This window comes from Kitasatospora purpeofusca (assembly GCF_034043715.1).
Classification (GTDB): domain Bacteria; phylum Actinomycetota; class Actinomycetes; order Streptomycetales; family Streptomycetaceae; genus Kitasatospora; species Kitasatospora purpeofusca_A.
This window is the reverse complement of the sequence record NZ_JAXCLC010000123.1, coordinates 1-11,596: the sequence shown is the minus strand read 5'-3', so window position 1 is coordinate 11,596 and position 11,596 is coordinate 1. Positions and strand designations below refer to the sequence as shown.

Sequence of the window (11,596 nt, the reverse complement as noted above, 5' to 3'; positions counted from 1 at the left end):
CTGAGCGGGGGGGGGCCCCCGCGCGGGGCCCCCCCGCCGATGCGCACTGTCAACCAGCCCTGGTCGAGGACCTGGGCGGTCCTGGAAAGCGAGTTCCACCGTGGCCCTGAAATCGTTCAAGTCGGCCGCCACCGTCGTCGCGGGCGCGGTCGCCGGAGCGGTCGTGCTGCTCACGGCGACGCCGGCCGCCGCGGCCAATCCGCCGTACGACGGCTGCCCGGCCTGGGCGCTCTGCCTATACCAGAACGGCGGCGGTCTGGGCTCCAAGGCGATCGTCGTGCCGCCGTCGGCCGGCGGCGGCACCGAGATCGTCCGCCTCACCAAGGTGCACTTCCTCAACGGCGACCCGGCCAACGACCAGGTGTCGTCCTGGATCAACAACTCCCAGTGCCAGATCGAGTTCTGGGACGACGCCTACGGCGAGCTCCACCCCTCGCAGCTGGACTTCGCGTCCTCCTGGAGCTGGGGCACCAAGGGCGACTACAACGCCGGCACCAACACCTCCTACCTCAACGACCGGATCTCCGGCCTGCGCTTCTACTGCCCGTAATAACGGGCCCGGCGCGCCCGGCACTCCGGCGCCGTTCGCCCCGACGCCCCCGGCTCCCGCACGGTGCCGGGGGCGTTCCGGTGCGGTCTCCCGGCCCCTCTCCCCGGCCGGGAACACCACCACGACACGGAACGAGGTCCGATGAAACGCCTACGACCGGCGGCCGCGCTGCTCTCCGGCCTGCTGCTCTCCCTCACCCTGCCCGCCCTCGCCCTGCCCACCCCCTCCGGCGCCGCCCCCGCCCCGACGGCCGGGCCGACCGCGTCGACCGCGCCGACCGCGTCGGCCGAGGCGGCCCCGGTGGCCGCCGTCACGGCCGGCCCCGGTGCGGAGGGCCCGGACCTGGGCTACGCCAACCGGACCAGCCCTCCCCCCGGCATGCCGGACTGGTCCCGGGCCGGATACCGGGGCGGCCTGCCACTGCCCGACGACGGCAACCTGACCGACGACCCCGCCTGCCGCATCACCCCGGACCGGCTCGCCTCCCAGTACGCGGTCCGGCCGAACGACGGCGCCGACGACACCACCGGCCTCCAGCACGCCATCGACGACATCAAGTCCGCCTGCTCGCCGGGCGCCAACTTCGACCGGCTGTCCCTGATCTCTCTCCCGGCCGGCCGGATCGACCTCTCCCGGCAGATCTACGCCGACGCCGACTACCTCGTCCTGCGCGGCCAGGGCTCCGGCGACGGCGGCACCCGCCTGGTGTTCCGGCCCGACGCCGACACCCGCTACGACACCCTGGTCAACGGCCGCTGGGACCAGGACGGCATGAAGGCGGGCAGCGGCGGCGACGTCGGCACCGGCGGCTGGATCTGGCCCGGCCGAGGGCTGTTCCGCGTCCAGACCCGTGACATCGCCGAGCGCTACCAGGACGACTGGGCGGCCGCCCCGGCGAACCGCAAGGACATCTTCGAGGGCAGCGTCAACCAGCACTGGGCCTCCGGGATCAAGGTCGGCGCCCAGGCCGCCGACCCCGGCTGGGCGGCCCGGCAGGGCCAGGACCTGGTGCAACTGGACGCCAAGGCCGACATGAAGAAGTTCGCCCTCGGCGGCTACGTCTGGGTCGGCGCGGCCAACAGCGTCAAGTTCTACGAGCAGCAGGGCGTCTCCGACCGCGGCCAGATGGACAACCTCCACATGCGGCAGCAGATGTTCCGGCTCGCCGCGATCGACGCCTCCGCGCGGACGGTCACCCTGGACCGCCCGCTGGAGTGGGACCTCCCGGTCGACTCCACCTCGGACGGCTCCACCGCGCTCGGCGACAAGCCCTACGCCAGCAAGGTCACCCCGCTGAAGGTGGTCCAGGGCGTCGGCTTCGAGAACTTCGCCTTCACCCAGGACATGACCGGCCTGCCCAGGCTCGGCGGCGGCACCTACGCCCCGACCCCCGCCCAGGCCGTGCACAACTACGGCAACATGGCACCCGAGTACGCGATGCACGGCATCGTCTTCAAGTGGGCCGCCAACGACTGGGCGCGCGGGCTGAAGGCCGAGATGACCGGCTCCCACCCGATCGTCACCGAGGACGCCCGCAACCTCCAGATCGAGCGCAACAGCTTCGACGGCGCCTGGAACAAGGGCAAGGGCGGCAACGGCTACCTGCGCGGCAGCCGGGTCTGGGACTCCCTCTACGCCTACAACCTCAGCCGCAACCTGCGCCACTTCACCTTCCAGTGGTCGGCCGGCGGCAACGTCGCCTTCCGCAACGACCTCGACTCGGACCTCAACCTGCACGGCGGATGGGAGCACAACAACCTGTTCGAGCAGAACACCCTGCGGGTCCCCTACGAGCACCGCTCGGGCAGCTGCGAGACCAACTGCGGCGGCGAGGGCGGCGAGGTCGACGAGGGGACGTGGTACCCGATCTGGTGGGCGGCCGGCCCCAAGGCGGTCAAGTGGTCCGGCTCCTCCGGCCCGCAGAACGTCTTCTACGACAACACCATGGTCAAGCAGACCACCCCCGGCGGCGCGTACGAGCCGTACGCGCCCTACGGCACCCGAAGCGGCACCGCCTACCAGTTCGGGTCCGCCGCCGGCGCGCCCGGCCGGTTCCAGCCGCTCGCCCAGGGCGGCCAGGCCATCCCCGACTGGGGCGGCCAGGAGACCCTGGACTACTCCGGCCAGGGCGTCGTCCCCACCGACGTCGGCAAGCGGCCGTCGCTGTTCCTACGGGACACCGGCGGACTCGACCCGCGCGACACCCACACCCGCAGGGTGGCCACCTGGAACATGCAGGGCGCGCTGACCCCCGAGGGCAACGGCAGCCGTTACACCAACGACCTGCCCCGGCTGTACGGCACCAGCCAACTGGACGGGCGGGCCGACGTCATCGCCCTCCAGGAGGCCGGCGCCCCGCCCGGCGGCGCGACCTTCCTCCAGGAGATCCACACCGCCAACACCCAGTACGTCGACAGCCTCGGCTTCACCATCCCGGTCCGGGAGTACCGGCTCGGCGGCGCGAGCCGGCCGGCGGGGTACCTCTACTGGCTGCGCACCGACACCAGCAGCAACCAGTGGGGCCGGGTCAACCTGGCCGTGTTCAGCCGCACCCGGGTCCCGGCGGACGGCGTGTTCACCACCCGGGAGGCCGTCATCGGCAACACCTGGGACTCCCGGCCCGCGCTCGGCGTCAACGTCGACGGCTTCGTCTACTTCTCGCTGCACGGCAGCTCGGGGAGTTCCGGCAGCGACGACCCTCAGCTCCTGCGCATCATCCAGGACCGGATGACCCCGACCGGCCTGCCCTGGATCGCCCTGGGGGACTACAACCGCGCTCCCGACAACCTCCAGACGGCGGTCGGCGACACGTTCACCGTCCAGGCCACCACCCTGCCCACCCACCCGGTCGACCGGATCGCCAACGGCACCCGCAGGACGCTCGACTACGCGGTGCTGCCCACCGCCCAGCCGCAGGGCGCCGTCACCGGCATCGACCGGCCGGGCCTCGACTCGGCCGACCACTACCCCGTCGTCTACACGCTCGCCGGCCTGCCGGACCCGGTGCCCGCCCAGGTGACGGAACCGGCCCGGCCGAACCAGGTCTTCCTGCGCAACGCCGCCACCACCAACGTGGCCGGCCCCACCAGTGCGACCGACCACGCCGTCAACGACCAGCCGCTCAACCGGAGGAACTCCGCCTCCCAGGTGTTCAGCCTGACCGAGGACCCTGAACACCGGGGCTTCTTCCGGCTGTTCCACCCGCACGCGCCCTTCGCCGGCCGCTACCTGGGCCAGGAGGGCGGCGCCCGGGACGCACGGACGGTGCTGTGGCCGAACGCGGCGCTGGACCAGCTCTGGGCGCGGGCCGACCAGGGCGACGGCACCTATACCCTGGTCAACCACGTCACCCGGCAGTACCTGACCGACCTCGGTCCGGGCCTGGGCATCGTGGCCCGGGACTGGAACGGCTCGGCCAACCAGCGCTGGTTCCTCCAGGACGTCCAGGAGGGCACCAACCTCACCGAGATCGTCGCGACGGACGCCGGCGGATCGGCCCCGGCGCTCGCCGTGGACGACCTGGAGACGGCGCCCTACCCGGTGTACCTGGCGCCGGACTCGCACGGGAACAACCATCAGTTCAGCACCGTCTCGGCGGGGCCGAGCGGGAGTTCCTCCACCTGTCAGTACCTGATCTACGCCGGACAGTACGTCAACTCGACGGCGGCCAACCCCGGGGACCCGCAGAACGGCAACTACGTCACCATGGGCGACTTCCGGCCCAATGACGGGGGCTACCTGTGGTGCAGGACCGACGACGGCCCGAACGGGACTCTGCTGTCCAACTTCTCCAGCCCCTACGAACACCTCGACCTGACCCGGAGCACGACGGTCGACACGGTCACCGTCACCCGCCCCGGCGCCGGCACCGCCCGGCTCCACTGGCTCTTCCGCGCGGTCACCCAGTGACGGCTCCCGCCTGACCAGCACGGCCTGACCACCCTGACCTGACCCGGCCTGACCGGCACGGCGGCCGCGGCACCCGGTTCCCCCGGGTACCGCGGCCGCCGTCCGCGTCCGCGGTGCCCGGAGAACTACCGGTCGGGCGCGGGCGGGAGCAGCTCGGCGGCGCGTTCGGCGACCTCGTGGTGCAGCGCGTCGCGGACGGCCCGTACGGCGGGGTGGGTGACGGCCTCGCGGCGGACGGCCAGGGTGATCGGAAGCCGGATGTCGACCTCCTCGGGCAGCAGCCGCCGCAGCCCGGCCCGGTCGGCGAGGAAGGCCGGGAGCACGCCGACGCCCGTGCCCAGCCGGGTGGCCTCCACCTGGGCGAAGACGTTGGTGGAGGAGAACGCGGGGGTGCTGCCCGGCAGATGGCGTTCGATGTCGAGATCGCCGACCTGGAGCATCGACTCGATGTAGAAGACCAGCGGGTGTTCCCGCAGTTCGGCCACCGTGGCCGGCGCCCCGCACCGGGCGAGGTACTCCTCACCGGCGTACAGGCCGAGGGCGTAGTCGGTGAGGTGCTCGGTCACCAGCCGGCTCCGGGGCGGCCGGCCGATCGTCAGGGCGAGGTCGAAGCCCGCCGGGCGCAGCGGCAACTCCCGCGTAGCCGTGACGAGTTCGATCTGCAGCCGGGGGTGGCGGCGGCGCACCCGGGCCAGGGCCGGGGTGGCGAAGAGGGTGCCGAAGCCGTCCGGGGCGCTCACCCGGACGGTGCCGTGCAGGGACGGCGGGTCCTGTCCCGACACCGCGTCCACGACCCGGACCAGGGCGTCCTCGATCGTGCGGGCGTTCTCGGCGACCGCCCGGCCGGCGTCGGTCAACACCCAGCCCTCCGTGCCGCGTTCCATCAACCGCACGCCGAGGCTCCGCTCCAGCGCGGTGATCCGGCGGGACACCGTGGTGTGGTCCACGCCGAGCGCGTCGGCGGCGCTCACCAGGCGCCCCGTGCGGGCGACGGCGAGCAGGTGGCGCAGGTCGTCCGCCCGCAGGTCGCGCGGAGCCGGCCCGCCGGGGCGCTCCGCGGGCGGCTCCGGGGCCCGGTCCGGGTCCGCGTCCAGGGGCGGGTCCGCGCCCGGCTCCGCGTCGGGAGCCGGGTCCGCGAGGTCCTGGCGGAGGCGGGGGCGGGAGCGGGGACGCACCGGGGCAGCCTATCTGCATTTCCGCACACCCCCTCTGCGCGATTGACGGTTGAACGCACACCGTACGGACGGCAGAGTCGGATCGGCCCGCCCCCGCCGGGCGCCGCCGTCCTCCCACCGTCGAGGGGTTGCCCGTGGTTGCCAGTCTGTCCCTGCCCCGGATCCTGCGCATCGGCCGCGGCGCGGCCGAGGAACTGGGCGCCGTCGTCGCGGGCCTCGGCCTGCGGCGCCCGCTCCTGGTCACGGACGCGTTCCTGGTCGGCACCGGCGCCGCCGAACGGCTGATGGAGATCCTGCGCCGGTCCGGGCTCCACCCCGCGCTGTTCGACGGCACCGTGCCCGACCCGACCACCGACTCCCTCGCCCCCGGCCTGGAGGCCCTGCGCGAGCACGGGGCGGACTCGGTGATCGGGTTCGGCGGCGGCAGCCCGATGGACACCGCCAAGGCCCTCGCGCTGCTGGGTGTACGGGGCGGCGGGATGCGCGACTACAAGGCGCCGCACGTCAACCTCGGACCGGCCCTGCCCGTGATCGCGGTCCCCACCACCGCCGGCAGCGGCTCGGAGGCGACCCAGGTCACCGTCATCACCGACAGCGCCACCGACGAGAAGATGATGTGCCTGGGCCCGGCGTTCCTGCCGATCGCCGCCGTCGTCGACATGGAACTGACGCTCTCGATGCCGCCCCGGCTGACCGCCGACACCGGGGTGGACGCGCTCACCCACGCCGTCGAGGCCTACGTCAGCCGCAAGTCCGGTCCCTTCACCGACGGTCTGGCCCTCACCGCGATCACCGGCATCGGCCGGCATCTGCGCCGCGCCTACGCGGACGGTTCGGACGCCGAGGCCCGGGAGGCGATGATGCTCGCCGCGACCCAGGCCGGCATCGCCTTCTCGAACTCCAGCGTCGCCCTCGTGCACGGTATGAGCCGCCCGATCGGCGCCCACTTCCACGTCGCCCACGGCCTGTCCAACGCCATGCTGTTCCCGGCGGTGACCGCCTTCTCCGTCCACGCCGCGCCCGAGCGCTACGCCGACTGCGCCCGCGCCCTGGGCGCGGCGACCGCCGCCGACTCCGCGACCGCGGCCTCGGACAAGCTGGTGGACGCCCTGCACACCCTCTGCCACGACCTGGACGTCCCCACCCCCCGCAGCTACGGCATCGACCACGCCGCCTGGACCGGGCTGACCCCGCTCATGGCCGAACAGGCGCTGGCCTCCGGATCCCCCGCCAACAACCCCGCCGTGCCCACCGCCGGCCAGATCGAGGAGCTGTACGCCCGCGTCTACGCGTGAGCCCCCGGCCCGTCACCGTCACCGTCCCCACTCCGGTCACCGCCCCCGTCACCCGACCGGCTCGGCCTCCCGGCGGACGGCGGCCCAGGCGGCGCGGCGGGCGGCGAACGGGTCGGCGACCGAGCGGGTTGGAGTACCGAGGACCAGGGTCTCCCGCCGGTCCTCGGTGTAGGCGGGCCAGGGCCCGACGCCGGGGACCTCGGGGCGCCCGTCGTGGCAGTAGGTGATCCAGGCCGTGCTGGCCGCCCGGGCCAGCGCGGCGTTGGCCGGGTTCCGGGACACCATGGCCGCGTGGCGCAGGTTGTCGAAGAAGAACAGGACGTCCTCGCCGTGGCTGCCGGTGCCGCCCGCGAAGACGTACGCGTACGTCGGGGCGGTCGCGTTGGCGCTCCGGGCCGAGGCCAGGTCCAGGGCCGGGAAGCGGTACAGCGCGTCGGTGGTGACCGCGACCGCGATCCGCCGTGCCGGGTCCCGCGGCCGCTCGCGCCGGTACTCGGCGATCAGCCCGGTGACGTCGTGCCGGGCGATCCGCGAGCAGCGGCGGGCGAACCGGGCATCGCTCAGGCCGTCCCAGGACGCCCGGTCGGCGTCGATGGTCCGGGTGGTCTCGTGCAGGGCGCTCCCGATCAGCAGCGGGACGCCGGGGGCCGCACCGGCGGCCAGGTCCGCGTAGCAGCGCTCCTCGACGGGGCCGCCGTCGGCCGAGGGCTGGAAGGCGAACCGGTGCCGGGACCGCAACGCTGCCTGGGCGTCCAGCAGTTGGCCTACCGGCCGGGCGGCCAGCAGCTCCGGCCGGTCCGCCGGGACGCCCAGCAGCCGCAGGACGGCCCCGGCCGCCTCCTCCGGCGTCGTCGCGGCGGCCGGGCGGGGCGGCGGCGGACTGCTCAGGACGACCCGCCGGAACGGTGGCTCGGGCACTCCGGCGGACAGCAGGGCGGCCACCCGGGAGGCGCCGCGCGAACCGCCCGCCAGGGTCAGGTTGCCCGGGTCGCCGCCGAACGCCGCCACGTTGTCCCGCAGCCAGTCCAGCGCCGCCCGCAGGTCCAGCAGCCCGACCCGGCCGGAGGCGGCGTACTCGGGACGGCCGGTCCAGGACAGGTCCAGGTGGCCGAGCACACCGAGGCGGTGGTTGACCGTCACCACCACCAGGCCGCCCACCCGGGCGAGGGCGGCCCCGTCGAACCTCGGCCAGTCGCCCGCGCCGAAGTCCGTACCGCCGTGCAGCCAGACCAGCACCGGGCGGGCCGCCGGGGGCCTGACGCCCGGCGTCCAGACGTTCAGCACCAGGCAGTCCTCGCCCTGCGCGCCCGCGTCGGCGGGAATGCCGAACAGCGGCAGCAGCGGGACCACCGCCGGACGCGCCCCGAACGCCTCGGCCAGCGGCCGCTGCGGGCAGGCCGGGCCGTACGAGTCCGCCGCCCGCACCCCGGTCCAGCCCGGGTGCGGCCGGGGCGGCCGGAACCGTGCCCCGCCCCCGGTGCCCGCGGCGTACGGCACCCCGAGGAAGGCCACCACCCCGTCCGCCGCCACCCCGCGCACCCGGCCCGAGCCGGTCTCCACCACCGGCGCCCCGGCGCCGCCCTCAGCGCGCATCGGCCAACTCCCGCAGCCGGCCGAGGTCGACCTTGCCCGAGCCGGTGCGCGGCAGACCCGGCGTCGCGCGCAGGACCAGGCACTCGGCGGGCAGTCCGAGCTCGCGCAGCACGTCCAGCCACACGTCCCGGAACGGTTCGCTGCGGCCCTCGACGAAGACCACGGCGCTGTCGGCCGCCGTCGACACCACCGCGGCCGGTCCGACCACGGCCAGCCGCCGCTCGATCTCGTCCGGGAGCACCCGCTTGCCGTGCAGCTTCAGCTGCCGGTCCTTGCGGCCCAGGACGTAGAGCATGCCCCGCTCCAACCGCCCGAGGTCGCCGGTGTGCAGCACCTCGGGCACGCTACGGCCCTCGGCCAGGTCGGCCCGGCCGGACGCGTAGCCCAGCATGACGTTGGGCCCCTCGTAGACGATCTCGCCGACGCCGTCCGCGTCGGCGCCCGCCAGCCGGATCCGCCCGCCCGGCACCGGCCGCCCGACCGAACCGAGGTGCTCGAAGAGCTCGTCCGGGTCGAGGCAGCACATCCGCGCCGTGGCCTCGGTCGCCCCGTACATCGGGCAGAAGCCGCCGCCGTGCCCGGCCATCAGCCGCCCGAAGTGCTCGACCAGGGCCGGTTCCAGCGGGCCCCCGGCCTGGTAGGCGAGCCGCAGCGCGGGGAACGCGTCCGGCCGCCAGCCGGTGCTGTGCAGCAGGCGGTAGGTGAGGGGGACCGCCCCCAGGTCGGTGACACCCGTCCGGGCGGCGAGCTGCCAGAACCGTCGCGAGGTCGGGCTGAGCCGGGACAGCACCAGCGGCGCGCCGGCCACCAGGTGGGAGTTCACCACGGACAGGCCGAAGCTGTAGTCGAACGGGAGCGAGGTGATCCCGACGTCCTGCGGCCCGAGGCCCAGCGCGTCCGCGACCGCCCCGGCGTTGGCCGCCAGGTTCGCGTACGACAGCCGGACGGCCTTGGGGCGGCCCAGCGAGCCCGAGGTGGTGATCAGCACGGCCAGCTCGGGGTGGATCGCGCTCCCGGCGGCCTCGGCCCGGCCGAGCAGCCGGGCCCCGCACACCTCCCCGACCGGGCGGTATCCCGCCGGAACCGGCTCGTCACCGACGTCGAGCGCGAACTCCGGCCGGTAGGCGGCGAGCAGGGCGTCCCGGGTGGCGAAGTCCGGCCGCTCCTTCACCAGGACGGCGTGGCCGAGGCCGAGAGCCCCCAGGTAGACCAGCAGTCCGGCCGGGCCGCGCCCGGTCAGGATCGCGACCAGCGCCTTGTCCGGTCCGGCGAGGCCGCGCCCGACCGCTGCCAGACCGGCGGCGACGGTCGAGGCGGGCACGGCCTCGACGCCGTCCACGAACACGGGCGCCGCCGCGAGCCGGAGCGCGTGCACCTCACGCCACCCGCGGGGCGACCGCGGGCCGTGCGGCCAGCAGCCGGGCGATCCCGCGGACGGTACCGGCGGTGAACAGCTCGACCACGCCCAGCGGTACGGCGTACGCCTCCTGGACCGCGTGCAGGAAGGCGACCGCGACCAGCGAGTCCCCGCCCAGCTCGACGAAGTCGTCCAGGGCGCCCACGCGCGGAAGCCCCAGGAGCCCGGCGAGCCGGCCCGCCAGATCCGCTTCCGGCCCGGCGTCCGGCGCCTCGTAGCGGGACACCTCCGCGGCACCCGACGCGGCTTCCCCGGCCACGAGTTCCTCGAACGTCCCGAGCGGCGGCGCGGGGATCCGGACCACGGGCAGCACCGCGGGCTCGGCCGCCAGCCCGGCCGCGACCAGCGAGGCGCGCAGGTCCTCCCGGACCTCCAGCGCCGTGGACATCTCGTCGAGCACCACCAGGGCGCCGACCCCGTCGCCGGACGGCGCCACCGCCGCGTCCAGCACACCCGGATGGGCCGCGAGCGCCCGCTCGACCACCGCTCTCGCCGTCGGTGCCGGTGCTGGCGCCGGTACCCGTACCGGCTTCTCGACTACCCCACCCATGACACTCCAGTCCCTGGTCTCCGGCTTATCGGGCACCAGTCTGCACAGCTGCTGACGGCCAGTCATATTCGCTCACCCCAATGGGTGATCTCCGTCGTCCGGGTACCGCCCTCCCCCGTCCAGCCGCCAGGATGTCGGGTGCCGCCACCGATTCCGGAGGTCAGATGAGCCTCGCCGTCCGCCACTCCCAGCGACTGGAGCGCCGCCGGACCCCGTTCCTCGCCTGCCGGGCGGACCCCCGGTTCTCCTACTGCCTGTACGTGCCGCCCCGGGCCCCGGCCGCGCCCCGGCCGCTGCTGGTCGTGGTGCACGGGGACCGTCGCACCGCCGAGCGCTACCGGGACGCACTCACGGACTTCGCGGACACCCACGGGTGCGTGGTCCTCGCGCCGCTCTTCCCCGTCGGCATCCCGGAACCCGAGGACGTGCTGAGTTACAAGCGACTGCGCAGGGGCGACGTCCGCTTCGACCTGGTGCTGCTGCGGATGGTCGAGGAGGCCGCCGCCCGGTGGCCGGTGCGCGCGGACCGCTTCCTGCTGCACGGCTACTCCGGCGGCGGTCAGTTCGCCCTCCGCTTCTCCTACCTGCACCCGGCGCGGCTGCTCGGAGTGTCGGTCGGCGCCCCGGGCTCGATCACCCGGCTCGACCCGGCACTGCCCTGGCCCGCCGGAATCGCGGACGTGGCCGCGAAGTTCGGCGGCACACACCCGCTGAGCACACCACAGCCGCTCAGCACGCCACACACGCTGAGCATGCCGCTTCCGCCGTCGGCGACAGTGCCGGTACTGGTACCGGTGCCCGTGCACGTGACCGTGGGCGCGCTCGACACCCGGCCGAGCCGCAGGCCCCCGCACGCCACCCGGCTCGGCCAGGCCCTCGCGCTGCACCAGCACCTCCTGGAGCGGGGAACCCCGGCCAGCCTGGAGGTCGTTCCCGGCATCGCCCACAACGGCTTCGCCCTGCTGCCGGCCGCCACACGGTTCCTGAGCACACTGCTGCCGGACGGCTGACGGGCAACCGGCCTGCCGGGCGACCGAATTCTCCGGGGCAATTCACGCACAACGCAGAGAACCCCCGTCGGTTTCCCGACGGGGGTTCTTCACAATG

The 11,596-nt window shown here is 74.5% G+C and carries 8 protein-coding genes; 4 read left to right on the top strand and 4 right to left on the bottom strand.

Annotated features, from left to right (window positions below; genetic code table 11):
- Window positions 1–100: 100 nt before the first annotated feature.
- Together SM793_RS35245 and SM793_RS35240 are read left to right on the top strand one after the other, a co-directional pair.
- Window positions 101–550, top strand: coding sequence for a peptidase inhibitor family I36 protein (locus tag SM793_RS35245; RefSeq protein WP_320442422.1), 450 nt, complete (start codon window positions 101–103; stop codon window positions 548–550).
- Between the two features lie 141 nt (window positions 551–691).
- Window positions 692–4,459, top strand: a complete 3,768-nt coding sequence (locus SM793_RS35240; RefSeq protein WP_320442421.1) for a hypothetical protein — start codon at window positions 692–694, stop codon at window positions 4,457–4,459.
- Between the two features lie 125 nt (window positions 4,460–4,584).
- Here the strand turns inward: SM793_RS35240 and SM793_RS35235 are convergent, their stop codons facing one another.
- Window positions 4,585–5,634 (bottom strand): LysR family transcriptional regulator, encoded by a 1,050-nt coding sequence (locus SM793_RS35235; protein ID WP_320442420.1) that lies wholly within the window; start codon window positions 5,632–5,634, stop codon window positions 4,585–4,587.
- 134 nt (window positions 5,635–5,768) lie between these two features.
- Here SM793_RS35235 and SM793_RS35230 point away from each other — a divergent pair, with 134 nt between their 5' ends.
- The gene (locus SM793_RS35230) at window positions 5,769–6,929 is read left to right on the top strand and encodes an iron-containing alcohol dehydrogenase (RefSeq protein ID WP_320442419.1); all 1,161 of its coding nucleotides are present in this window, start codon (window positions 5,769–5,771) and stop codon (window positions 6,927–6,929) included.
- A gap of 48 nt (window positions 6,930–6,977) precedes the next feature.
- Here SM793_RS35230 and SM793_RS35225 read toward each other — a convergent pair whose 3' ends face one another.
- The 3 genes from SM793_RS35225 to SM793_RS35215 are packed head-to-tail and all read right to left on the bottom strand — an operon-like array spanning window position 6,978 to window position 10,489.
- Window positions 6,978–8,522, bottom strand: coding sequence for a carboxylesterase/lipase family protein (locus SM793_RS35225; protein ID WP_320442418.1), 1,545 nt, complete (start codon window positions 8,520–8,522; stop codon window positions 6,978–6,980).
- A complete protein-coding gene (locus SM793_RS35220; RefSeq protein ID WP_320442417.1) occupies window positions 8,512–9,897 on the bottom strand; it encodes an AMP-binding protein in 1,386 nt (461 codons plus the stop codon). Before SM793_RS35220 ends, SM793_RS35225 begins: the two co-directional genes overlap by 11 nt.
- A 1-nt stretch (window position 9,898) precedes the next feature.
- The gene (locus tag SM793_RS35215; protein WP_320442416.1) at window positions 9,899–10,489 is read right to left on the bottom strand and encodes a phosphopantetheine-binding protein; all 591 of its coding nucleotides are present in this window, start codon (window positions 10,487–10,489) and stop codon (window positions 9,899–9,901) included.
- 164 nt (window positions 10,490–10,653) lie between these two features.
- Between SM793_RS35215 and SM793_RS35210 the strand changes: the two genes are divergently transcribed.
- A complete protein-coding gene (locus tag SM793_RS35210) occupies window positions 10,654–11,499 on the top strand; it encodes a PHB depolymerase family esterase (RefSeq protein ID WP_320442415.1) in 846 nt (281 codons plus the stop codon).
- Window positions 11,500–11,596 lie beyond the last annotated feature (97 nt).

Coding starts and splice junctions, on each gene's coding strand:
- SM793_RS35240 (WP_320442421.1), top strand. CDS start 692: ATGAAACGCCTACGACCGGCGGCCGCGCTGCTCTCCGGCCTGCTGCTC.
- SM793_RS35225 (WP_320442418.1), bottom strand. CDS start 8,522: ATGCGCGCTGAGGGCGGCGCCGGGGCGCCGGTGGTGGAGACCGGCTCG.
- SM793_RS35215 (WP_320442416.1), bottom strand. CDS start 10,489: ATGGGTGGGGTAGTCGAGAAGCCGGTACGGGTACCGGCGCCAGCACCG.
- SM793_RS35210 (WP_320442415.1), top strand. CDS start 10,654: ATGAGCCTCGCCGTCCGCCACTCCCAGCGACTGGAGCGCCGCCGGACC.